The organism is Azospirillum lipoferum 4B (genome assembly GCF_000283655.1).
GTDB lineage: Bacteria > Pseudomonadota > Alphaproteobacteria > Azospirillales > Azospirillaceae > Azospirillum > Azospirillum lipoferum_C.
Genome location: NC_016623.1, coordinates 509203 through 533974 on the forward strand (window position 1 = coordinate 509203; position 24772 = coordinate 533974).

Genomic DNA, 24772 nt, shown 5'->3' on the forward strand with positions numbered 1-24772 from the left:
CCCACCCCCCAGGGCTTCTTCTCTAGCAAAATTCAAAGACACAAGGGGTGCGGCGGTCGCAGACCGTTGGAAATATTGGGTTTGCAACCCCTCACCCCAACCCCTCTCCCGCGCGGGGAGAGGGGCTTTCGCAGCCGGCCGGACCGCATCGCATTTTCCCGATTCACCGCGCCGTGCTGTAGACGCCGTGGATGCCGAACTCCACCGGCTGGCCGGTGAGGTGGCGGGTCAGCAGGGTGGCGACCTCGGCGGCGGCCGGCTTGCCGTCGAGCGCCGCGAGGTCCCGCTGCAGCGCCGCCATCGGCTTGGTCGAGGCGATGGCGAGGAAATGGTCGGCGCCGAAGGGCGGCTCCACCGTCAGGGCCAGCCGGTAGGGGCCGCCCTTGGGGATCTGCGCCGGGTCGTTGCGCTCGGCCAGCGGATAGAGATAGTTGACCGTCCCGTCGGCGGCGAGATTGATCAGGGTGAAATAGGTGCCGCTGTTGCCGCGGATGTCGAGCGAGACCGTCTCGCCCTGGCGGTAGTTGCGGTCGCCCGGCTCCAGCGCCAGGGCCAGCGAGCGGTCCTGCGCCGCCGCCTTCAGCCGCACCACCAGCGACCATTTGTCGACCACCCCCTGCACCCGCCGCCGGGTTTCCGGCGCCATCGGGTCGCCGGCGATGCTGGCCAGCACGTCGCCCATCGTGCTCACCACATCGCCGGTGGCGCTGTCCCAGACCAGGGCGGGATCGTCCTTGCCGGCCATCTCGATGCCGGAAAGACCGGCGGCCAGAGTCTTCACCGCCGCCGGCTTGGCCAGGATGCGCAGCGGGACCGGGCCGGCGGCGGGCAGCAGGGACGGCGGCTTCGGCCTGGTGGCGACCGGGTCGATCAGCGGAAGCTCGCCACGGCCGCGCGGCTGGACCTGAGGGTGCTGCTTGCCTTCCAGAGCCATGCGGACGGCGCCGCGGATGTGCGTCTCAAGCTCCCCCTTGGTGACGATGCCGTCGTTGTCGCGGTCGGCCTGCCCGCGCAGCGCGTTGGCGAAGGCCCAGCTCAGCGCGCCGCGCGGCTTGCGGTCGATCATCACCTCGGGCGCCAATTCATGTTCGGCGACGGCGGCGAAGAAGGTGACGTGCGGCTGGTCGTCCGCTTCCGCCTGCAGCGCGGCGCGGGTGGGCGGGGGCAGGGCGTCGTCCTCGATACGGTCGACCGGCGCGCCGTCGATCTTGGCCGCCCGCGTGCCCAGCATGCCGGCGCGGTCGTCGAAGCCGCGGGTCATGGTGCCGGAATGGCAGGAATCGGAGACGAAGATCACCCGACGCGGGGCGGCTTCCTTCAGCAGCACGGCGATCTCGTCGTCGGTCAGCCGCTGGGCGGTGCCGGGGCCGCGCGGGGCGAAGTCGGCCAGCACCAGGAACTCGTCCATGCCGTCGACCTCGCTGCCGCGCACACGCTCCGGTTGCTGTGCGCCATGGCCGGCGAAGGTCAGCACCAGGGTCGAGTCGGGGGAGGTCTCGGCGATCAGCTCCCGCCAGGCCGTTATGATGCGGCTGCGCTCCGCCTCGCCGTCGATGAACAGGCGACGTTTCCTGACGCCAAGGCCCTTCAGCGCGGCGTCGATGTCGCGGGCGTCGTTGACGGCGCCCTGCAGCGGGTTGATCCGCGTGTAGCGGTCGATTCCGATCACCAGCGCCGCGATCTCCGCCCGCGCCGGGCTTGCGGTCGCGGTCAGGGTCGCCCCGGCGGCAAGACCGGCAGTCAGGCCGACCCTCAGGCACGCTCTCAGGCAGGCAAACCCCATCGCGGCGATCCGGTGCCGCATTCTTCCGAACATCATATTTCTCCCGGGTAGCCGTGCCTCAAAGGCTACAGGCCGAAAAATTGGATAAAAGGCCGCACGAATTGGTAGTAATGCCCCCTTCCGTTACAGTTGTTGCTGTGGCAGCGTTGCGGCGGGTCCTGATCGGCTGCGGGGTGCGCCCACTGAGGGGGTGGTCCGGACGACCCGGAGTTCTGGATCCGATCGAAATATGTCTTGAACATAAATGCAAACGGGAATCCAGGTCATGCGAAGCAACCGTGCCAAGGCAAGCCTCGTCTCGCTCACCATCGTCGCCATGGCGCTCAGCGGCTGCGTGACCACGCAGACGGATCGCATCGGCGCCAACGATGGCACCGACGCCTGCTACCAGTACCGCGTCGCGCTCGATTCGACCGGCAACTACTATGCCGAGGACATGCTGAAGGGCGCCGCCATCGGCGCCGGTGTCGGCGCGCTGACCGGTGCCATCGCCGGCGGCAACATGAAGAGCGCGCTGATCGGCGCCGCTGCCGGTGCTGCGCTGGGCACGCTGGGCGGCTACTGGAACTCCAAGATGCAGCAGGGCCGCGATCAGGCGATCCTGGGCGTGATGACCGACCTGGACACCGAGAACCAGAACCTGAACCGCACCCAGGTGGCGATGGACCAGCTGGTGAACTGCCGCCGCGCCGAGATCGCCCGCGTCAAGGCCGACTACAAGGCCAAGCGCATCGGCAAGCCGGAGGCCGAGCAGCGCCTGGCGCTGATCCGCAGCCAGCTGGACAAGGATTACGCCATCGCCAGCAGCATCAACCAGAACATCGTCAAGCGCCGCGACGAGTATCTGGTCGCCGCCGACAGCATCGAGCCGGGATCCGCCGAGAAGATCCGCACCAAGACCGCCGTCAAGGAGCAGACCAAGAAGAAGCCGGCGAAGCAGACCGCGTCCACCCCGGCCTCCCAGGTGGTCGAGCGCACCAACACCGCGTTCGTGACGTCGGAGCGCATCAACGCCACCACCGGCAGCATCCAGCAGATCGCCCAGAAGGAAGCGACGCTGGACGCCGTCTGATCGGTGCGGTCGGATGACCTGACCGGCGGCGGTCTTTCGCAGAGGATGCGCGGGACCGCCGCCGGACGACACCAGTGCAAGCGGAACGGATGATGGCCGGCTGTCTCTCTCGCCTGAACGCGCGCCTGCGGCGCGGCGCTCTTTCCGTCGTCCTGCTGGGCGTACTCCTCTGCGGTGCGGCGGTGACGTTCGCGGCCCGGCCGGTTCTGGCGGCCGATGCGTCCACGGGGGCGTTCCTGCGGATCGAGACCGGCGGCCACACCGCCCGCGTCAACCGGCTGGCCAGCGACGCGCAGGGCCGGCTGATCGCCACCGTGTCCAACGACAAATCCCTGCGCCTGTGGGCGCGCGACGGCGGGGAGCCGCTGGGCGTCCTGCGCGTGCCGATGGAGGCGGGGGACGAGGGTGCGCTCTATGCCGTGGCCCTGTCGGCAGACGGGTCGCTGGCTGTCGCCGCCGGCAACACCGGGGCGAGCTGGGGCGACGGCGTCACGCTCTATCTGTTCGACGTCAAGGCACAGCGGCTGAAGGCCCGGCTTCCGGGACAGCCGCAGGTGCTGAACGACCTCGCCTTCTCGCCAGACGGGCGCTTCGTCGCCGGGGCCTTCGGCGGCACCGCCGGCATCCGGGTGTGGGACAGTTCCAGCTTCAAGCTGGTCGCCGAGGACGCCGCCTATGAGGCGCGGGTGTCGGCGCTGGCCTTCGCGCCCGACGGGCGGCTCGCCACCGCGTCCTTCGACGGGAATGTCCGTGTCTACGATACCGCCTTCAAGCCGAAGGCCAAGCGCAAGCCGGGCAAGGGCCTGCCCTATTCTGTCGCCTTCTCGCCGGACGGGGCGCTGCTGGCGGTCGGCTATGCCGATCGGGCGCAGGTCGACGTGCTGGCCGCCGCCGACCTGAAGACGCGCCACACCGCCAAGGCCACCGGCGTCACCGGCGGCAGCTTCGCCGCGGTCGCCTGGGACGGGACGGCGCTGGTCGCCGCCGGCACCGCGACGCTGGACGGCAAGCACAACGTGGTGCGGCGCTGGGCCGATGCCGGCAAGGGTGCCTACACCGACACGCCTGCCGCGCGCGATTCCGTGACCCATCTGCTGGCCCTGCCGGGCGGCGGGGTCGCCTTCGCCGCCGCCGATCCGGGATGGGGCGTGATCGACCCGGCCGGCCGGCTGCAGTTCGCCCGCATGGGCGACGTCGCCGACTATCGCGACATCCATCTCGGCCGCTTCGGCCTGTCCGACGACGGGCTGGTGCTGGAATTCGGCATGGAGCAGGGCGGCCGGCGGCCGATGCGCTTCGACGTGCTGGCCCGCAGCCTGACCCCGGCGCCGGATGCGCAGCCCGGCCTCGCCCGGCCGGCGGCGGAAGGTCCCGGGATCGGCGTCACCGACTGGCGCAACACCCCCAACCCCAAGGTCAACGGCCAGCCGGTGAAGCTGGACAGCGGCGAATGGGCGCGCAGCGCCACCGTGCTGGGCCGGCAGCGCCGCGTCCTGCTGGGCGGGGAGTTCAGCCTGCGCCTGCTCGATTCCGCCGGGGCGGAGCTTGCCCGCGCCGAGGTTCCGGCCGCGGTGTGGGGCGTCGTCGCGTCGGCCGACGGGAGCGTCGCGGTGGCGGCGCTGGGCGACGGCACGCTGCGCTGGTACGCGCTGTCCGGCGGTTCCCGTCCGCTGGAGGAGCTGGCGGCGCTGTTCCCGCACCGCGACGGCCGCCGCTGGGTCCTGTGGACGCCGGAGGCCTTCTTCGACCATTCCGAGAGCGGCGGAGAGACCTTGGTCGGCTTCCACCTGAACGACCCGAAGAAGAAGGGTCTCCAGTGGGTCGAGTTCAAGCAGGTCTACCGCGTGTTCAACGCCCCGGAACTGGTGCGCTCCAAGCTGCAGCAGACCGGTCAGGCCGAGATCGCCGCGCGCCTGTCCGCCATCGGCGACATCCGCCGGCTGACCCAGAGCCGGCCGCAGGTGACCCTGCTGGACTATTGCACCGTGCCCGCCGCCAGCCGCGGCCTGGCGCTTGGCACCGGCGCCACGGAGTCGGCGGCTCCCACTCCCGCTCCCGTCCCGACGCCGCCGGCCGCCGAAACCTGCCACCCGCTCGACATGACGCCGGTCAGCCGCGCCTTCGCGCGCGCCAAGCAACCGGCGCCGGCCGTCCAGGCGGCTGCACCCGCTGCGGCATCCGCCAAGCCGGTGCCGCAGACGCCGGAGCTGGAGGTCGCGGCGGAACAGCCGCGCCTTTCGGTCACGCTGCCGGAGGGCATCGGCGCGGTGCGGCTGCGCTACCGGCTGGCCGACACCGGCGGCGGCATCGGGTCGGTCGACCTGTTCCTCAATGGCCGCAACGTCAGCGGCCAGGACAAGTCCCGCGCCTTCGCCCGCGCCAAGGAACCTGCCGCCGCCGCGCAGCCTGCCAATCCGGCGCCGGCGGCGGCCGATGCCCCGAAAGACGCCGGCAAGGACCAGCCGCCGACGGAGGAGCGCGTCAGCACCGTCCGTCTGGATCCCGGCAGCAACCGGGTGCAGATCCGCGCCTTCAACGGCAGCGACGCGATCTATGAGCGGTCGCCGCTGGTCGATTTCGTGCTGCCCAAGCCGGCGGCCACCGCCGACGCGACGACGGCGGCCGACAAGACCGAGCGCGCCGCACCGGGCAAGCCGCGGCTGATCGCCTTCGTCGTCGGCATCGACAAATACCGGCCGGAGGGCACGCAGCTGAGCTTCGCCCGCGCCGACGCCTCCTCCTTCGCCGAGACGCTGAGCGGCCGGGTTCCCGCCGACTACGACCGGGAACAGTCGCTGGCGCTGTCGAAGGCGCTCTATGACGAGGAGGCAAGCCGCGACGCCGTGATCGCCGGGCTGGAGGACATCGCCGCCGTCGCGCGGGAGGAGGACACCGTCGTCCTCTACCTCGCCGGCCATGGCGTGATCGTGCCGTCGCCGAAGGACCCGTCGGTCAAGCTCTATCACTTCATCACCCAGAACGTGACCGCCGCCACGCCGCAGGCGATTGGCGAGCAGGGGCTGTCGGAGAAGGAGCTGAACCGGCTGGTCAGCGCCATTTCGGCGCGCAACGTGCTGGTGATGCTCGACACCTGCCATTCGGGCGCGGTGTCGGCGGGCACGGTCGACAAGCTGTACCAGGACATGGGGCAGCGCTACCTGCTGGCCGCCTCGTCGGAGCAGGAGGAGGCGCTGGACAGCTATGACGGCCGCAACGGCATCTTCGCCCATGCGGTGCTGGAAGGGCTGAAGGGCAAGGCCCTGCTGCCGGGGGACGAGGCGATCTACAACCTCACGCTCGGCCAGTATGTGAACCGGGCGGTGCCGCGTCTGGCGCGCGAGAAGAAGTGGAGCCAGTCCGCAATCTTCAAGACCGGCGGCAACGAGCTGAACCCCTTCCCGCTGGCGGCGCCGCAGGCCGGTCGACCCTGAGCGGACGCTTGGGCCGGGAGTGCCGGGGGTACGACCTTTCGTCGTCGATGCCCCGGTGCCGTCCGCCAGAAATGGCCAGAAATGGCTAGGTAAACTTCGGTTGGTTCGTTCACAGTGTTTACAAAACAGGGGCCGGACTGCTTTCGGGCCAGCTTGCGGATTGGGGTGGACATGCAAGGCGGCGATGAGTTTGGCGGCATGCCCGGACCGGAGACGGAACGCACGGTCCTGATGCCGACGCCGGGTGGCCGGCGCGCATCCGGTGCTCCCGGCGGCGGGGAACCGCCTGCCGCGGCGCGGGTGGAGGCTGTCGGCGTGCCGGGACCGGCGCTGGCCGGCATCTTCGCCGCCCGGTCGCCGCTTGCCGCCGCCGCCTCGCCGGTTCTGCTGCTGGCGGCGCGGCTGAACGACGTGACCGGGGTGCCGGATCTGGAATCGCTGCGCCAGCGCGTGATCTCCGCCCTGCGCGACTTCCAGCATTGGGTGACCAAGTCCGGCATGGACGCCGCGACCCAGGCGACCTCCCATTACGCGCTCTGCGCCCTGATCGACGACATCGTGCTGAACTCGCAATGGGGCAGCCAGAGTTCCTGGACGCGCCAGAACGTCACCAGCATGTTCCACAAGAACGTCGTCGGCGGCGACCAGTTCTATGAACGGCTCGCCTCCGCCCGGCAGGATCCGGGCAAGTACGGCGACCTGCTGGAGCTGATGTATCTCTGCCTGTCGCTGGGCTTCCGCGGCCGCTACCGCGTCGCCGGCCGGCAGGACAGCGAGCATGCCCGCATCCGCGAGGACGTCTACAACATCCTGGTCAAGCATCGCGGCTATGCCGACCGCATCCTCTGCCCGAACGCGGCGGCGCTGGCGATGGACTATCGTCCGCCGCGCAGTTCGCTGCCGGTCTGGGTGGCCGGGGCCGGCACCGCGCTGTTCCTGCTGCTGCTGTTCCTGGCGCTGAGCTTTCTGCTGAACGGCGCGTCGGACCGGCTGTTCGCCGGCATGGGCGGCCTGCCGCCGCATGGCGGCGTGGTGATCGAGGCGCCGGCCCCGGTCAAGCTGGCCGAAGCCGCACCGCCGCCGCCGCAGATCGCCCCGCCGCCGCCGCCGCAGACCACGCAGGTTCAGCGCGTGCGCAAGTTCCTGGAGCCGGAGATCGCCGAAGGGCTGGTCGAGGTGACGGAGGATGCGCTGTCCATCACCGTGCGCATGCGCGGCAGCAACCTGTTCGCCAGCGGCAGCGCCGGGCTGAACGACAAGGTGCGGGCATCGGTGCTGCGCGTCGGCCGCGCCGTGGCGGAGGAGCCGGGCGCGGTGCTGATCACCGGGCATACCGACAATGTGCCGATCACCGGCGGCGGGCGGCTGCGCTTCCCGTCGAACTGGCACCTGTCGAAGGCCCGCGCCGAATCCGTGATGGCGGAGTTCGACCCGCTCTTCGCCGACAAGTCCCGCCTGAAGGCGGAGGGCAAGTCCGATACCGAGCCGGTGGCGTCCAACGACACGCCCGAAGGCCGGGCGGCGAACCGCCGGATCGACATCATTCTCAGGAAATGAGCGGAGCCGTCCCGGACGGGGGCGGTGCCAGCGGCCGGAAAAGATCAGGGACAGGGGTATCGGAATGAGTCGGCTGACCGCCATCTTGCTCTCCCGCGCAGTGCTGGGCTTCATCGGTGCGGCGATCGCGGCGGCGCTGATCGCGCTGCTGGCGCCGCTGGCCGGGCTGGAGATGCCCTGGCTGGCCGTGGCCGCCGCCGTGCCCTTCCCGATCCTGGCCGTCGTGCTGATCCTGCTGAAGCGCCGCGACGCCAAGGCCGAGGAGCGGATGACGGCGGAGTTGACCGGCGGCAGCGACGCGGCCCGCATGGCGGCGATGGACCAGGCCGACGAGGTCGCCGGCCTGCGCAAGACCTTCGCGGACTCGCTGGCCCTCTTGAAGGCCGGGCGCAAGCAGCGGGGGCTGGGCGACGGCTATCTCTACTCGACCCCCTGGTACGTCATCATCGGCCCGCCCGGTGCCGGCAAGACCACGGCGCTGTTGAAGAGCGGCCTGAACTTCCCGCTGGCCGACCAGACCGGGGCCAAGCCGCTGAAGGGCGTCGGCGGCACCCGCCAATGCGACTGGTGGTTCGCCGACGAGGCCATCTTCCTCGACACCGCCGGACGCTACACCACCCAGGACAGCCACGAGGCGGTCGACCAGACCGGCTGGGGCGCCTTCCTGAAGCTGTTGAAGGACGCGCGGTCGCGCCAGCCGATCAACGGCGTGCTGGTGGCGATGGCGGTGCCCGACCTCGCCGCCGCCGGGCCGGAGGAGCGGGCGCAGCATGCCGCCGCCATCCGCCGCCGCCTGCGCGAGCTGTACGAGACGTTGAAGGTCAAGGCGCCGGTCTATCTGCTGCTGACCAAGGCCGACCTGATCGCCGGCTTCAACGAGTTCTTCCACGACCTGAACCGCGACGAACGCCGGCAGATCGTCGGCGTCACCCTGCCGGCGGCCGAAAGCGAGCTGGGCGATGCCGGCATGGCGACGCTGGGCAGCGAGTTGGACGGCATCGCCGGCCGGCTGTCCGCCCGCGCGGTCGACCGCATCCAGCAGGAGCATGCGCAGGAGCGCCGCGGCGCCATCTTCGCCTTCCCGTCGCAGCTGGCCTCCTTGAAGGAGCCGCTGCTCGACTTCGTCGCCGCCGCCTTCAAGGCCAACCGCTATGAGCCGGCGCTGCGGCTGCGCGGCATCTATTTCACCAGCGGCACCCAGGAAGGCACGCAGATCGACCGGCTGATCGGCGGGCTGGCCGAGAGCTTCGGCCTGCCGGCGGCGCCCTTCCGCGGCGGCGCCGTCGCCGCCGGGCAGCAGCGCAGCTATTTCCTCGGCGGGCTGCTGAACGATCTGGTGTTCCGCGAGGCCAATCTGGTCGGCTTCGACCCGTCGGCGGAACGGCGGCGCATCTGGGTTCCGCGCATCGCCTACAGCCTGTTCGGGCTGGTGACGGTCGCCGCCACCGCCGCCTGGGTCGCCAGCTATCTCGGCAATGCCGGGCTGATCGACCGCGAACAGCAGGCGGTCGACGCCTATCGCCCGAAGGCGGAGGCGCTGGCCGCCGGTACCGTCGCCGACGACGACATCCGCCGCGTGCTGCCGGTGCTGAACGAGCTGCGCGCCCTGCCGGCCGGCCATGACACGTTGGCGCTGAAGCAGAAGCTTGCGCTCGATTTCGGGCTCTACCAGGGCGACAAGCTGGAAGAGGCCGGCGACGCGCTCTACCGCCGCGCGGTCAACGGGCTGCTGGTTCCGCGCCTGCTGGTGCGGGTGCAGCGCGACCTGCGCGACCGGCTGGTCGCCGACGACGCCCCGGCGGTGGAGGCGCTGCTGCGGCTCTACCTGACGCTGGGCGGCGCCGGGCCGGTCAATGGCGAGGAGGTGAAGGCCTGGACCGTGGGCTGGCTGCGCCGCGTCTCGCCCCCGCCGGGCGAGGACGAGACCAAGGCGCTCCTCGGCCACATCGATGCCGGGCTGGGGGCTCCCGCCGGGCTGCCGAAGGTCAATCTGGATGGCGAGCTGATCCGCCAGTCGCGCGAGGTGTTGGCCCGCACGCCGCTGGCCGCCCGCGCCTATGCAGCCATCCGCGACGGCGAGGCCGCGCGCAAGCTGCAGGAATGGCGCCCGACCGAGCAGGCCGGGCCGGAAGGCGACCGGGTGTTCCGCCGCTCCTCCGGCGCGCGGTTCAGCGACGGCATTCCGGGATTCTACACGCAACAGGGCTTCACCGGCGTGATGCTGCCGGGGCTGCCCGGTGCGGCGCGGTCGGTGCGCGACCTCAGCTGGCTGCTCGGCCCCCCGCGCGGGGAAGAGGCCGGGCCGGAGCTTGAGACGGCGGCGCTGACCCTGTATCTGCGCGACTATGCCGGGCGCTGGGACGCTCTGCTGAACGACATCACCCTGGTGCCGGCCGCCAACCCGCAGGCGCTGGCCGAAGAGGTCAACATCCTGTCCGGCCGCGCCTCTCCCCTGCAGAAGCTGCTGGCGGCGGTGGCGAACGAGACGACTCTGCAGCGCGTGCCGGAGGCGCCGGCCGGCGCCTCTCCGGCGGTGGCCGCCGTGGCCGCGGCGGTCGCCGACAGCGGCGTCGCCAAGCTGGTCACCCAGATGGTGGACGACCGGTTCCGCCCGCTGAACGACTTCACCCGCAACAGCGGCAATGCCCGGCTGGAGGAACTGCTGCGCCAGCTTGAGGGCGTGCATGCGGTGCTGGCGCGGCTGTCGCTGGGTACGGGCAGCGGGCAGAAGCTGTTCGATCTGGCGGCCAACGGCGGCGGCGAGGTATTCCAGAAGCTCGCCACCGACATGGCCTATTATCCGCAGCCGGTCCGCCGCTGGACCGAGGAACTGGTGGAGCAGGGCACGGCGCGGACGCTGAGCGGCGCCCGGTCGCAGATCAACGCCGAATGGCAGAGCACGGTGCTGCCCTGGTGCCGCCGCTCGCTCGACAACCGCTATCCCTTCGTCAAGGGCGCCTCGGCCGATGTCGGCATGGATGACTTCGCCCGGCTGTTCGCGCCCGGCGGGTTGATCGACGCCTTCTTCGCCAACCGGCTGCGCCCCTTCGTCGACACCACGCGGGAGCCGTGGCGCTGGCAGCCGTCGGCCGCCGACCTCGGCATTCCGTCGTCGGTGCTGCCGGCCTTCCAGCATGCGGCGATGATCCGCGACGCCTTCTTCCCCGATGGCGGCCGGGTGCCCTCGCTGCGCTTCGAGCTGCGCCCGACCCTTCTCGGCGCCGGGGTGGAGCAGGTGGATCTGGACATCGACGGCCAGCGCATGACCTTCGCCCGCAACGCCACGCTGGCGCAGGGGCTGCAATGGCCGAAGCCGGGCGGGGCGGGCGACCTGCGCGTCACCTTCACCGGCCAGCCGACCGAACCGCCGGAGATGACCCAGCGCACCGGCAGCTGGGCGTGGTTCCGCACGCTGGACGCCAACCGCGGCCGCAAGGGATCGGTGCCCGACCGCATCCCGCTCAGCTTCGGCGCCGGCGGCAAGTCGGCCAGCTTCGACGTGCGGATGACCAGCGCGGTCAACCCCTTCTCGATCCGCGACCTCAAGGACTTCCGATGCCCGGACGGTCTGTGATGGGCCTGTCTGCGATGGGAAACACCGGTTGTTTCGGGAAGCTGCCGGCGCGGGGCGATTTCCTGCTGCGCGGGCTGCCGCGCAGCTTCGCCGACCCGTGGCACGACTGGCTGCTCGACGGGTTGCAGGCCAGCCGGGCGGCGCTGGGCGAGGGGTGGATGGACCGCTACCTCAACGCGCCGATCTGGCGTTTCACGCTGGAGGCCGGGGTCTGCGGGCCGCAGGCGGCGGCCGGCGTGATGATGCCCAGCGTCGACAAGGCCGGGCGGCAGTTCCCGCTGGCGCTGGTCGCCCTGTTCGCCCCCGGCCGGACCGCCGCCGGGACCGAATCGGATGCCGCGTGGTTCGAGGCGGCGGAGGAATTGGCGCTGTCGGTCCTGACCCACACGCTGGACGTGGAGGCCTTCGTCGGCTCCGTCGCTGCGCTGTCGGTGCCGCATTTGGCCGATGCGGCGCCTTCCACCGGCGCCCGCTGGTGGACGCTGGGCGGGGAGGGCGTGGCGGAGCAGGGCTTCACCAGCGCCGGCTTGCCGCCGGCCGCGAACTTCGCCGATTTCCTGACCGGCCGTGCCGAGGAGGGGGCGTGATGCAGTTCGTTCAGGACGACCGCCTGCTGTCGCTGGAAACGCCTGCCGGCCCCGACGTGCTGCTGGTGGAGCGGGTGCAGGGGCGCGAGGCGCTGTCCAGCCCCTTCCTCTACCGCATCGACGCGCTGGGACCCATCGAGCCGCTGGCAGCCGAGACCATCGTCGGCAACAGCGTCAACATCGGCTTCCGGCAACTGGACGGCGAGCGCCACTATGTCAACGGCATCGCGCGCTCGCTCGGCGTCGGCGTGCCGGTGGGGCGCGACCAGCGTTACTACACCATCGAGGTGGTGCCCTGGCTGTCGCTGCTGTCCTACACCAGCGATTGCCGCATCTTCCACAGCCTGGGCGGAGGCGGGCCGACGACGGTGCCGAAGATCGTCGAGACGATCTTCCAGGAATTCGGCTTCTCCAACTTCGAATTCCGCAGCCTGAGCGGCACCTACCAGCCGCGCGAATATTGCGTCCAGTACAACGAGACCTATTTCGACTTCATCAGCCGGCTGCTGGAAGAAGAGGGCATCTATTATTACTTCGCGCATGAGCGCGACCGGCACAAGCTGATCCTGTCCGACAGCGCCGCCGGCTATGCCAAGCTGTCGCCGGCCACCCTGCGCTTCAACCCCAGCGGCCAGTATGCCGACCAGATCGAGCGGTGGGAGCGGGTCTATTCCATCGCGTCGGGCCGCTGGGCGACCAAGGACTACGATTTCCAGGCTCCGCGCACGGCGCTGGACAGCGGCGAGGCGTCGGTCGCCAAGGTGCCGGTTTCGACCAAATACGAGCTGTTCGAATATCCCGGCCGCTATGCCACGCGCGACGCCGGATCGGCGCTCGCCCGCCGCCGGATGGAGACGGAGGAGCGCGGGCTGGAGGGGGTGCGCGGCACCGGTGCCTGCCGCAGCCTGCACCCCGGCATGGTTTTCGCCCTGACCGACCATCCGACGGCGGCGGAGAACAACCAGCCCGTCGTGGTGGCGGAGCTGGAGTTCGACGCCTGCAACGAGGGCTTCCTGCCCGGCGACAAGCGCAAGGCGTCCTACGGCAACAGCTTCCGCGCCCTGCCGGCGAAGGCGGTGGTGCGGCCGGCGCGGCGCACGCCCAAGCCGTCGGTGCGCGGCATCCAGACCGCCTTCGTCGTCGGCCCGGCGGGGGAGGAGATCTACACCGACAAGTTCGGCCGCATCATGGTGCAGTTCCATTGGGACCGCCGCGGCCGGTCGGACGAGAAAAGCTCCTGCTGGATCCGGGTGGCGCAAAGCTGGGCCGGGCACCAATGGGGCATGCAGACGGTGCCGCGCATCGGCATGGAAGTGCTGGTCGATTTCGTCGACGGCGATCCCGACCGGCCGATGGTGATCGGCGTGGTCAACAACGCCGACGCGCTGCCGACCTACGCCCTGCCCGAACACAAGACGCGCTCCGGCATCAAGACGCGCAGCTCGCCCGGCGGGCGCGGCTTCAACGAGATCCGCTTCGAGGACAAGGCGGGCAAGGAGCAGGTCTTCGTCCATGCCCAGCGCGACTACGACCTGCGCATCGGCCATGACAGCCGCAGCTCGGTGGCGTCCGGCCAGCATGTGAACGTCGCCGGCGGCCTGTGGGAATGGGTGGGCAAGAACCATCACGCCACGGTGGACGGCGACCATGTGGAGTCCATCGGCGGCGGCGTGTCGCGCACGGTCGGCGTCGACCTGCACGACAAGATCGGCACCAACTATGCCGTCAATGCCGGGGCGAATTTGTGCCTGGAGGCCGGCGCCTCGCTGACGCTGAAGGTCGGCGGCAACTTCATCACGCTGAGCCCGGCCGGCATCGCCATGAACGGCACCATGGTGCTGATCAACAGCGGCGGTGCGGCCAACGGGCTGAGCGCCTCGCCGGCCAAGCCGGACAAGCCGTCGCCGGCCGACAAGGACAAGGGCGGGACGATCCCGGCCCCGCCGAAGGCCAAGCTGCCGCGCCCGGCGCAAAGTCACACCCCGAAGGCCGCGGCCCAGGCCATGGTGATGCGCAGCGCCGCCGCGTCCAACACGCCGCTGTGCGAGATCTGCCAGACATGAATCCGGGCATGGAGAGGGCGATGACGGAGCTTTCCCCCCGCCGGTCACCGCAGGAGGTGGTCGCGCGCCTTGCCCATCATTTGTGGCCGCAGGGGGATGAGACGCGCGCTCTCTACATGATCGTCGACGCCGCGCGCGACCCCGGCCTCTATCCCGGCCTGCTGGCGCGGGAGGAGGAGGCCGACATGCGCTCCCTCTACCAGGGCGACACGGCGAGCGAGCTGGCGGAGGTGGCGCCCTATCTGGTCCGGCTGACGCGCGGCAGCGCCGTCGCCGACTGGCTGGTGGGGGAGGGCTGGGGACGTGGCTGGGGCATCCTGGTGCAGACCGACGGCGACATCGACGCGGTGCGCCGCCATTTCCGCAAATTCACCATCGTCAACGGCGAGGGCGGGGCGGCCTATCTGTTCCGTTTCTACGACCCGGCGGTGCTTGGCAGCTTCCTGCCGATCAGCGACGAGGCCCAGCGCGCCGCATTGTTCGGCCCCGGCATCCGGTTCATGATGGAGGATGCGGGCGCCGACGCGCTCGTCCTGTTCGAATCGGTCAACGGCGACCTGCGCCGCGTCGAAATCCCGCTGCGGACCGCTCCGGGCGCCGCCCCGGGCGTCGTATTGGGTGCAGACGCGCCCCGAATCCGCTGATCCCAAGGCCGGAGGAGACCGCCCATGCCGCCCGCCGCGCGCCTGACCGACATGCACAGCTGCCCGATGACGACCGGCCCGGTCCCGCATGTCGGCGGCCCCATCGTCAGCCCCGGCGTGCCGGCGGTCCTGATCGAGTTCCTGCCGGCCGCGGTGGTCACCGACATGTGCGTCTGCGTCGGCCCGCCCGACGTGATCGTGAAGGGATCGGCGACGGTGATGGTCGGCGGCCGGCCGGCGGCACGGCTGGGCGACCAGACCGCCCATGGCGGGGTGATCGTCACCGGGGCGCCGACGGTGGTGGTCGGCGGCTGACGGCCGGGGCAGAGGGATTGGCAGCGGGGTGGGGAGCGTGGAATGCTGAGGCTGAGGATCGTTTCGGACCATCGGGCGTCGCTGGGCGGCAATGCCGAGAAGACGCTGCATGGCGGCGACCTCACCGTCGGGCGCGGGGTCGAGAATGGCTGGATCCTCCCCGATCCCGACCTGCTGCTGTCGCGCCAGCACTGTGTCTTCGAGAAGACCGCGGCCGGCTACCGGGTGATCGACACCAGCACCAACGGCGTCTTCCTCAACGGTTCCGACCGGCCGCTCGGCCGCAATGTGCCGGCGGCTCTCGGGTCGGGCGACCGTATCCGCATCGGTCGCTTCATCATCGAGGCGACGGTGGAAACGCTGTCCGCCCCCAGCTTCACCGAGATTTCCGGCGCCTTCCGGTTGGGCGGGACCGATAGCGCGCCCGATCCCTTCGCCCCCGATCCCTTCGCCCCGCCGCCGCCCGCTGCCGCGGCACCGGACCGGTTCGACGAGCTGTTCGCCGACCCCCTCGCCGGTTCCGTCGAGCAGCGCCCGTTCGAACACCGGCCGCTGCGGTCGGAAGAGGCGCCCTTCGATGCCTGGACCGCGTCCAGCAGCGGTGCGGCGCCGCGCGAGCGGGCGGACGACTGGCGGTTCGGCACGGTGGACGACCATTCCGACCCGCTGAACCAGTCGCTGTCCATCGGCGTCTCGTATCAGCCGCCTGCCGCCGCACCGCCGCCGTCGGGCGGGGGCATCCCCGACGACTGGGACGACGAGCTGTTCGCCCCGCCGAAGCCGGCGGCCTCCACCGTCCCGCACCCGGCCTTCCCCGCCGCGGCGAAGACGGCCCAGCCGTTGCCGGAAGACTGGAACATCGACGAGACGCTGCCCGATCCGGCGGCCGATCCGCTGCCGGCGGAGCCGTCGCCGGTCGCCCGGGTGGCCGAGCCGATCCCGCTGCCGGACGACTCCGTCATCGTTCCCCACGCGGTGCCGCAGGTCGTGCCGCCGCCGCCCGCGCCCGTGTCCCCTCCCGCGCCGCTCGCCGCGCCCGTTACCGACGCGGGTGCCGCGGTCGCCGCCTTCTATGAGGGGTTCGGCGCGCCGCTGCCGGCGGACGGGCTGCCGGACCCGACTGCGACGATGCGCAACCTGGGCGAGGCGCTGCGCGTCAGCCTGGGGGCGCTGCATGCGTCGCTGCGGGCGCGCTCCCGTTTCAAGGACGAGTTCCATCTGGAGCAGACCAGCTTCCGCCCGGCGGGGGAGAACCCGCTGAAGCGGTGCGAGACGCTTGACGAGGCGGTGTCGGTGCTGGCCAACCCGCGCCTGCGCGGCTTCCTGCCGATGGCCGACGCGGTGCGCGAGGCGGCGAGCGATGTGCAGGTCCACCACCTCGCCTATGCCGCGGCGCTGCAGACCGCGCTGAAGCAGGTGGTCGCCAAGTTCGATCCCGGCGCGCTCAGCCAGCGGCTGGAGACGCGGCTTCTCGACAGCATCGTTCCGGCGGCGCGCAAGGCCCGCTACTGGGACCAGTACGAGACGCTCTACAAGGATCTGGTGGTCGAGCTGGAAGAGGATTTCGACCGGGTGATCGGCGACGCCATCGCCCGCGAATACGACCGCTTCGTGCGCGGCGACACCGGCCGGGATCCGGAGGGCGGATCGCCGGACTGATCCGCCGCCGCGCCATCCTTCGACACTGTCCGCCCCTTCCTGAACCGGATCGCATCCCGCCATGGCCCAGACCACCGACGACAGCCACGAGCCCACCGCCATCCTGCCGGCCGCGTCCGGAGGCGCGAAGCAGGGGGCGGATGCCGAGGCGACAAGGCTGACCACGCCGCCGGCCGCCGCCACCTCGGTGTCCGGGGCGTCCGTCGCCCCGACCTCGGTCACGGCGGCGTCCGTCTCCGGTGTGGACGCGGCGGGAGGACGGGCGGCGCCGGCGCCGATCGGGCCGGGCACCCTGCTGAGCCATACCTATGAGGTGGCCGGGTTGATCGCCCGCGGCGGCATGGGCGAGGTGCACCGCGCCCGCCATGTCGACATGAACACCTGGCATGCGGTGAAGGTGATCCGGCCGGAACTGGCGCAGGACGCCAAGATGGTGGAGCTGCTGCGGCGCGAGGCGGCGGCGCTGCGCGAGATCCGGCACGAGGCGGTGGTGTCCTACGACGGCGTCTTCCGCGACGAATATGGCCGGATCCTGCTGTCGATGGAGTATCTCGACGGACCGTCGCTGCAGGAGGTGCTGCAGGGCGGGCCGCTCGACCCGGATGACGTCGCCATCCTGCTCGACCGCGTCGCCTCGGGGCTGGCGGCGGCGCACCAGCGCGGCATCGTCCACCGCGACATGTCGACCGACAACGTCATCCTGCCCGGCCGCGAGATCGCCAACGCCAAGATCATCGATTTCGGCATCGCCAAGCAGACCGCCGGCGGGGCGGGGACCGTCATCGGCGATGCCTTCGCCGGCAAGTACGGCTATGCCTCGCCCGAGCAGTTCGGGCTGTTCGGCGGGCAGGTCGGGCCGCAGTCGGACATCTACAGCGCCGGTCTGGTGCTGGCCGCGGCGGCGCTCGGCCGGCCGCTGGACATGGGCCGCACGCCGCAGGCGATGATCGAGCGGCGCATGTCGGTGCCCGATTTGTCGGCGTTGGCCGAGCCGCTGCGCGGGGTCCTGTGTTCCATGCTGGAGCCGGATCCGCAGAACCGCGCCCGGACGATGGCGGAGCTGGTCGGCGCGCTGACCCGCCGCCCGGCGGAGATCACCCCCTTCGACGCCACACCCTTCCCGGCCGCGACCCCGGCGACGGAGGAGGGGCCGAAGCCGGCGGTGGCCGGGAGGCAGGCGAAGAGCGCTCAGGCGAAAACCGTGGAGGCAACCGCCCAGCCGACGAAGAAGGCTCCGGTCGGGCTGATCGCCGGTGGCGTCGGCGGTCTGGTGGCGGCCGGCGTCGCCGGTTTCCTGCTGTTCGGCCAGTCGCAGCCGCCCGCCCAGACGTCCGCCCAGGCGCCGGTGAAGGAGGCCGCGGCTCCCGCAACTCCCACCCCCACCCCGACACCTCCCGCTGCCCCGCCACCGGCCATGACGACGGCGCCGCTGGGCACGCCCACCCCGCCGGCACCGCCCCCGGCAGAGCCCGTGAAGACCGAAGCGCCGGCACCCGATCCGGTCAAGCCCGCGGTCACGCAGACACCCGCCGCTCCGGTGCCGCCGCAGCCGGTCACTCCGGCGGTTCAGACCGTGACGCCCCCGGCACCGACGCCCCCACCGGCCCAGGTCGTGCCGGCCGCGGTTCCGGCCCCTCCGCCTGTGCCGACGATCACGCCGGCCGAGGCGCGCAAGAGGGTGGAGGCCGCGGCGGCGGGGTTCACCTGTGCCGGCGTCAGGGCGGTCGAGACCGGCAAGGGGCTGCGCATCGGCGGCTATGTCGGCAGCGACGCCGATGCCGGTGCGCTGAAGGCGGCGATCACCGGGCTGCCGGGCGGCGTCGACATCGACGCCCGCGTCGCCGTGCGCCCCTGGCCGCTGTGCGAGGCGCTGGGCGTCGCCGGCCTGCCGGCGCGGGCGGAGGCGCAGGGGGCGGATGCGCTGGGGCTGGGCTTCAACCGGCCGTCGATGGTCTACCGCCAGGGCGAGAAGCTGGAGGTCACGGTGACGCCCGCGATGTCGGGCTACCTGACCGTCGACTACATCGACATGGAAGGCAACGCGATCCACATGGTGCCGATGCGCCTGCGCCGCGACGACCGCGTCGATGCCGGCCGCCCCGTCACGCTGGGGGTCGCCAAATCGCCGAGCGACCGCGTCTACACCATCGCCCCGCCCTATGGCCCGGCGATGATCCTGGCACTGGTCACGCGCGAACCGCTGTTCCCGGCGGAACGTGAGGAGGTGGAGCCTGCCGGTGGCTATCTGGCGAACCTGCGCTCGGCCATCGCCAAGGCCGAGGCGAAGGGCAACGTCGTCGTCCAGTCCGCCTTCTTCACCACCGTGGCCGAGTAGCCCGGCCGATGGACGGCGGCGGTCGGCGTCTCGCCGTCATCGGCGGTGCACTGGCGCTCTGTGCGCTGGCGGGCGGATTCCTCGGGGTGGGGATCGACTGGCTGGCCGGGGCGCCAAAGGGGCCACCGCCGGTCGTGATCGGGGAATCGCCGCCGCCCGTTGCCATGCCGGGCGCCGTTCCGGCCGCAATCCCCACCCCGGCGCCTACCCCGGCGCCCGCCCCGCCACCGGCGCTCATGGAAGCGCCATGTCCGCCGGGTCTGCCGGACGGGCCGGCGCCGCGCTGCCACAGCCTGCGGGTGCCGTCGGACTGGCAGCGGCCGGACAGCTTGCCGCTCGACCTGTTCGTGATGGTGCTGCCGGCGCTGAACGGCGCGCCCGCCGCCGATCCGGTGGTGGTGCTGGCCGGCGGGCCGGGGCAGGGCGGCAGCGACGATCCGCGCGGCACCGCGGCGATGCTGGCGCCGATGCGCGCCAGCCGCGACATCGTCCTGGTGGACCAGCGCGGCACCGGCCGGTCGGCGCCGTCCTTGCGCTGCCCGGCGCTGGACCCGCTGCGCACATGGTTCGGCGGCGTGACGGCGGAGGATGCCGTCGCCTGCCTGGATCCGCTGCGCCGCGCCGGCTATCGGCTGGAGGATTTCGACAGCGGGCAGAGTGCGGCGGACCTGCGGGCGCTGCGCGGCGCGCTGGGGGTGGAGCGCTGGAACGTCGTCGCGACCTCCTATGGCGGGGTGCTGGCGCAGGCGCTGCTGCGTGCCGACGGGGCGGCGGTGCGCAGCCTCGTGCTGAATTCCCCGGCGGCGCCGGATGCGACGTGGCTCGACCTCGACCGCTTGACCGCCATCCGGCAGGCGCATCGGCGGATGGTGGAGGATTGCGCCGCGCAGCCCGATTGCGCCCGCGCCTTCCCGCAGCTGGGGCAGGCGGTGGAGCGGCTGTCGGCGGCGCTGGAACGGCGGCCGCTGGAGCTTCGCCTGCGCCATCCCGCCACCGGGCGGGAGAGCGACCTGCAACTCAACTGGCCGATGCTGGCGACTGTGCTGGCCCTGCGGCTGGGCAGCGCGGACGGGATGGTGGTGATGCCGGCCCTGCTCGACCGTCTCGACCGCGCCGTCCTGCGGGCCGGCGGAACAGGGCGGCTGGAGGATGCGGCGGCGCGGGCGCTGGTGATGCCGCCGGGCATCTGGGGGGTGCTGGACAAGCTCGCCTATGGGCTGAACCTGACGGTGGGGTGCCGGGAGAACCGTCCGCGCATCGATGCCGCCGCCGCCCGGCGCGCCGCGGCGGACCTGCGCCCGCATGTGGTGGCGGACGCGGTGGAGACCGATTACGACGCCGCCTGTTCGGTGCTGAAGCTGCCGCCTGTCGATGAGGCCTTCTACCGGCCGGTCGAATCCGATGTGCCGGCGCTGATTCTGACCGGCGCCTATGACACCTTCACCGTCCCGGCGCGGGCCGAGGCGATGAGGCGCAGTCTGCACCGGGCGACGTCGTTGTCCTTCCGCGGCCTAGGCCATGACGTGCTGGGTGTCAGCCCCTGCGGGCGAAACGCCGCCGCCCGCTTCGTCGAGACGCTGTCCGTCGGCGATGCCGGGGCCTGCGTCGAACGGCTGCTGCCGCCGACCTTCGCCACCCGGCTGCCTGAGCGGTGAAGCCGGCCGCCTCCCTGTTGCGCGCCGTTCTCGCCGCCACGCTGCTGCTGCCGGCCGGCTGCGCCGGTGCGGGTGGTGCCGGGGATGGAGCATGACGGCGACCGGGCGGCACTGTGGCCGTCGCTCAGGGCTGCCTTCCCGGCGTCGTTGGCATCTGGACAAGCAGGGTCTTAACGATTTCACCGCCGGCCTCTGCGGGCGTCCATTGCCAGATGCGGACGCAAACATTATGATTCCGCAGGTGCAACCCGGTGTCCGCAGGGGCGAGACCCGTACCGCTTGAGACGATCGGAAGACCCGTATGGACGCTCACGACCTTTCCCTGGACGACAACGGCACGATCCAGGCCATCGGCATCCTCGCCGACGTGCTGGACGGGGTGGAGGGGCCGGGCGGTCTCGACACGGTGCTGGTGTCCAAGGCTCTGCGTCAGGTGATCGCCACCAAGTCGCAGCCGGCCTTCGAATTCGCCTCCCGCGCCTTCAACACGCTGGACCCGTCGGTGCGCCGTCAGGTGGCGGAAAGCGCGGACGAGGCGGCGCACCATGCGGTCGAGCTGCGCGGCCGGGTCGGCGGCTTCCTGTCGACCGCCGCGAAGAAGCCGGTTCCCCAGGGCCCGGTGGTCGGCCAGCAGCCGAACTTCATCACCGCGCTGAACCTGCGCTCCCGCCGCCGGCCGAACTCGCCGTCGTAAGGACGTGATCGTAAGAGGGCTGGTTCAGCCGGCCTCCTGCGGCCTCATCTCCTGCGGCAGCGTGTCGAGCAGCGCGCAGTCCCAATAGGGGCGCGGGCCGAGACGCTGGACCAGGAAATCGACGAACACCCGCACCTTCGGCGACAGGTGGCGGTTCTGCGGATAAACCGCGTTGACCGACTGTTCCGACGGGATGTGCCGGTGCAGCACGCTGACCAGCTCGCCGCGCGTCAGCGCCTGTCCGCACAGGAAGGTCGGCGACATGATGAAGCCGACGCCGGATATCGCCGCCTCGCGCAGAAGGTCGCCGTTGTTGCTGCGGATCGGGCCTGAAACCCGGACGTTCCGCGTCTCGCCATCGACCGTGAACTGCCAGACGTCGGGCGTCGGCACGTTGGTGTAGAGCAGGCAGCTGTGGCGGGCGAGATCGTCCGGCGTTTCCGGCACCCCGTGCTTCTGCAGATAGGCCGGGCTGGCGCACAGCGCGATGCGGGCCGGGGCCAGCCGCCGGGCGATCAGCGAGCTGTCGCGCAGCCGCCCGATGCGGACCGCCAGATCATAGCCCTCGTCGACCAGATCGACCGTGCGGTCGTTCAGATCCATGTCGATCTCGATGGCCGGATAGCGTTCCAGGAATTCCGCCACCGCCGGGGCCAGATGCATGATGCCGAAGCTGACCGGCGCGTTCAGCCGCAGCCGGCCGCGCGGGGCGGCGTGCAGGTCGGCGACCGCCTGCTCCGCTTCCTCCAGATCGGCGAGGATGCGGGTGCAGCGCTCGTAATAGGCCTGTCCCACCTCGGTCAGGCTGAGCTTGCGGGTGGTGCGGTTCAGCAGCCGCGCGCCGAGCCTGTTCTCCAGCTCGCCGATGCGGCGGGAGACCACCGACTTCGACAGATTGAGCCGGTCGGCGGCGGCGGTGAAGCTCTTGGTGTCCACCACCTTGATGAAGGCGAGCATGTCGTCGAGGCGATCCATGGCATTGTTGTACACCCGGGAACAATGAGGTGCCAAGATCCGGGATTACCGGAAAGGCCGCCGCGCCCTATTTCTGGTGTCACCGCCGGGCCGACACCGGTCGCGGCGAGCCAATTCACCAACCGAACAGGGAGTGGCGACGATGGCGAAGGTTCTGGTCCTCTATTACAGCAGCTGGGGCCATGTGTCGGAGATGGCGCAGGCGGTGGCCGAAGGCGCCCGCTCCGTCGCCGGGACCGAGGTGGCGGTGAAGCGCGTGCCCGAACTGGTGCCGGAGGCGGTTCGCCAGTCCGCCCATTACAAGGACGAGAGCGACATCCCCGTCGCCACCGTGGACGAGCTTGCCCAGTATGACGCCATCGTCATCGGCACGCCGACCCGCTACGGCAACATGGCCTCGCAGATGAAGAACTTCCTCGACCAGACCGGCGGCCTGTGGGCCAAGGGCGCGCTGGTCGGCAAAGTCGGCGCGGCCTTCACCTCCACCGCCACCCAGCATGGCGGGCAGGAGAGCACCATCCTCAGCACCCACACCGTGCTTCTGCATCTGGGCATGGTGATCGTCGGGCTGCCTTACTCCTTCCAGGGCCAGATGGGCGTTTCGGACGTGATGGGCAACTCGCCCTATGGCGCCAGCACCATCGCCGGCGGCGACGGCTCGCGCCGGCCGAGCGCGGTCGAACTGGACGGCGCCCGCTTCCAGGGCCGCCATGTCGCCGAGATCGCGGCGAAGCTGCACGGTTGATGACAGGTAGACGCTGAAAAGAGGGGAGTGAGCCGTGGGCCTGCTGATCGACGGACAATGGCAAGACCAGTGGTACGACACCAAGAAATCCGGCGGCGCGTTCGTCCGGACGGAGGCGCAGTTTCGCGACCGGGTGTCGGCCGACGGCTCCACCCCTTATGCGGCGGAGGCCGGGCGCTATCACCTGATGGTGTCGCTGGCCTGCCCCTGGGCGCACCGCACGCTGATCTTCCGCAAGCTGAAGCGGCTGGACGAGGTGATCGGCGTCAGCGTGGTCGATCCGCTGATGCTGTCGGAAGGCTGGACCTTCGCCGAGCCGGAACCGGTGACCGGCGCCCGCCGCCTCTACGAGGTCTATCTGAAGGCCAGGCCCGGCTACAGCGGCCGGGTGACCGTCCCGGTGCTGTGGGACAGGAAGACCGGCAGCATCGTCAACAACGAGTCGGCGGAGATCATCCGCATGCTCAACCGCGAGTTCGACGCCTTCACCGACATGCGCACCGACTTCTGCCCGCCGGAGCTGGTGGAGGAGATCGACCGCGAGAACGCCTTCGTCTATGACGCCGTCAACAACGGCGTCTACAAGGCCGGCTTCGCCACCTCGCAGGACAAGTATGAGGCCGCTTTCGACGCCCTGTTCGCGGCGCTGGACGGTCTCGACGCCAAGCTGGCGACCCGGCGCTGGCTGGTCGGCAACCGGCTGACCGAGGCCGATTGGCGCCTGTTCACCACGCTGGTCCGCTTCGACGCGGTCTATGTCGGGCATTTCAAGTGCAACAAGCGGCGGATCGCCGACTATCCGCACCTGTCGGGCTATCTGCGCGACCTCTATCAGGTGCCGGGCGTGGCCGAGACGGTCAATTTCGACCACATCAAGCGGCATTATTACGGCAGCCACGCCACCATCAACCCCACCGGCATCGTGCCGAAGGGGCCGGAACTGGATCTCGACGCGCCGCATGGGCGTGGGGAGCTGGGTCCCGACCCCGTGTGAGGCGGGACGGATCGGCTCCCCGGCATGCGTCAGGGCTTGTGGCAGCGGGCCATGTCTTCCGGGTTGCCCATCGCCTCGCACTGGAAGCCGTTGGAGAATTTGAAGCGCAGCGGCCCGGTCTTGCGGACGCTGACCACCGGTTTCTTGCCGGTGTCCTGGAATTCCACCCAGGCGGAGCTGTCGAAGCGCGTCTGCAGCCCGTTGCTGAGCCGCACCCGGCCCTGGTTGTCCTTGATCACCTGGATGCCGGTGCTGAACAGCAGGTTCGGCCCGTCCTGCTTCGCCGACAGGCCGTTGGTGCAGTTGACGCCCTCCGGCTTCACGGCCACGCATTCGAAGGGGCTGGGCTGGCTGGCGGTGAGGACCATCGCATAGACGGCGACTTCCAGAACGTTGAGCGGCATGGGCGTGCACCGGTCGAGTGGTGGCGGTTGGGTGGTGGCGGGTTCGAAAGAGCCCAGGACCGCGGCGGGACTCCGTCCGCGGTTCTTCCGTCTTACGGACCATGTGGTTACGAAAGAGATAATGTCGCGCCTGCGGTCGAATCTTGCGTGGCCGCCTCGTGCCGCCCCAGAAGGTCGTGACCATGCCCGGTGCGGCGGCCCGGCAACTGGACTTGCGTGCCCCGGACCGGTAGAAGCGGTTGCATCGGCCAAGGCTTCGGTCATTTGCTTCAGCCAGAGGGGGCG

The 24772-nt window shown here is 70.9% G+C and carries 17 protein-coding genes; 14 read left to right on the forward strand and 3 right to left on the reverse strand.

Annotated elements, in window-relative coordinates; genetic code table 11:
* Positions 1–163 precede the first annotated feature (163 nt).
* A complete protein-coding gene (locus AZOLI_RS33670; RefSeq protein WP_162488395.1) occupies positions 164–1819 on the reverse strand; it encodes a caspase family protein in 1656 nt (551 codons plus the stop codon).
* A gap of 229 nt (positions 1820–2048) precedes the next feature.
* Between AZOLI_RS33670 and AZOLI_RS23685 the strand changes: the two genes are divergently transcribed.
* From AZOLI_RS23685 to AZOLI_RS23740, 12 genes are all read left to right on the forward strand, one after another.
* Positions 2049–2855, forward strand: coding sequence for a YMGG-like glycine zipper-containing protein (locus tag AZOLI_RS23685; RefSeq protein WP_014249732.1), 807 nt, complete (start codon positions 2049–2051; stop codon positions 2853–2855).
* An 89-nt stretch (positions 2856–2944) separates the two neighbouring features.
* Complete coding sequence (locus tag AZOLI_RS23690) at positions 2945–6286, forward strand: caspase family protein (RefSeq protein ID WP_044552882.1); 3342 nt, start codon at positions 2945–2947, stop codon at positions 6284–6286.
* A gap of 198 nt (positions 6287–6484) precedes the next feature.
* Positions 6485–7843 (forward strand): type VI secretion system protein TssL, long form, encoded by a 1359-nt coding sequence (gene tssL / locus AZOLI_RS23695; protein WP_044553072.1) that lies wholly within the window; start codon positions 6485–6487, stop codon positions 7841–7843.
* Between the two features lie 64 nt (positions 7844–7907).
* Positions 7908–11417: a type VI secretion system membrane subunit TssM gene (gene tssM / locus AZOLI_RS23700; protein ID WP_014249735.1), complete on the forward strand. Its 3510-nt coding sequence runs from the start codon at positions 7908–7910 to the stop codon at positions 11415–11417.
* Positions 11399–12004, forward strand: coding sequence for a type VI secretion system-associated protein TagF (gene tagF / locus AZOLI_RS30725; protein ID WP_014249736.1), 606 nt, complete (start codon positions 11399–11401; stop codon positions 12002–12004). Before tssM ends, tagF begins: the two co-directional genes overlap by 19 nt.
* Complete coding sequence (locus AZOLI_RS23710; RefSeq protein WP_014249737.1) at positions 12004–14067, forward strand: type VI secretion system Vgr family protein; 2064 nt, start codon at positions 12004–12006, stop codon at positions 14065–14067. Before tagF ends, AZOLI_RS23710 begins: the two co-directional genes overlap by 1 nt.
* Positions 14068–14087: 20 nt before the next feature.
* The gene (locus AZOLI_RS23715) at positions 14088–14711 is read left to right on the forward strand and encodes a DUF4123 domain-containing protein (RefSeq protein ID WP_048816567.1); all 624 of its coding nucleotides are present in this window, start codon (positions 14088–14090) and stop codon (positions 14709–14711) included.
* Positions 14712–14735: 24 nt separating this feature from the next.
* On the forward strand, positions 14736–15026 hold the full coding sequence (locus tag AZOLI_RS23720; RefSeq protein ID WP_014249739.1) for a PAAR domain-containing protein: 291 nt from the start codon (positions 14736–14738) through the stop codon (positions 15024–15026).
* A gap of 42 nt (positions 15027–15068) precedes the next feature.
* Entirely contained in the window at positions 15069–16685 is a 1617-nt protein-coding gene (gene tagH, locus AZOLI_RS23725) for a type VI secretion system-associated FHA domain protein TagH (RefSeq protein ID WP_014249740.1), read from the forward strand.
* A gap of 61 nt (positions 16686–16746) precedes the next feature.
* The gene (locus tag AZOLI_RS30730; RefSeq protein ID WP_014249741.1) at positions 16747–19020 is read left to right on the forward strand and encodes a serine/threonine-protein kinase; all 2274 of its coding nucleotides are present in this window, start codon (positions 16747–16749) and stop codon (positions 19018–19020) included.
* 8 nt (positions 19021–19028) lie between these two features.
* Positions 19029–20675: an alpha/beta fold hydrolase gene (locus AZOLI_RS23735; protein ID WP_014249742.1), complete on the forward strand. Its 1647-nt coding sequence runs from the start codon at positions 19029–19031 to the stop codon at positions 20673–20675.
* 301 nt (positions 20676–20976) lie between these two features.
* The gene (locus tag AZOLI_RS23740) at positions 20977–21369 is read left to right on the forward strand and encodes a hypothetical protein (RefSeq protein ID WP_014249743.1); all 393 of its coding nucleotides are present in this window, start codon (positions 20977–20979) and stop codon (positions 21367–21369) included.
* A 24-nt stretch (positions 21370–21393) separates the two neighbouring features.
* On the opposite strand, the gene AZOLI_RS23745 is transcribed toward AZOLI_RS23740, so the two are convergent.
* Entirely contained in the window at positions 21394–22344 is a 951-nt protein-coding gene (locus AZOLI_RS23745; protein WP_044553077.1) for a LysR family transcriptional regulator, read from the reverse strand.
* A gap of 142 nt (positions 22345–22486) precedes the next feature.
* Here AZOLI_RS23745 and wrbA point away from each other — a divergent pair, with 142 nt between their 5' ends.
* Positions 22487–23089 (forward strand): NAD(P)H:quinone oxidoreductase, encoded by a 603-nt coding sequence (gene wrbA, locus AZOLI_RS23750; RefSeq protein ID WP_014249745.1) that lies wholly within the window; start codon positions 22487–22489, stop codon positions 23087–23089.
* Between the two features lie 34 nt (positions 23090–23123).
* Entirely contained in the window at positions 23124–24083 is a 960-nt protein-coding gene (locus tag AZOLI_RS23755; protein ID WP_014249746.1) for a glutathione S-transferase family protein, read from the forward strand.
* Positions 24084–24112: 29 nt separating this feature from the next.
* Here AZOLI_RS23755 and AZOLI_RS23760 read toward each other — a convergent pair whose 3' ends face one another.
* Positions 24113–24487 (reverse strand): hypothetical protein, encoded by a 375-nt coding sequence (locus AZOLI_RS23760; protein WP_014249747.1) that lies wholly within the window; start codon positions 24485–24487, stop codon positions 24113–24115.
* Positions 24488–24772: the final 285 nt, after the last annotated feature.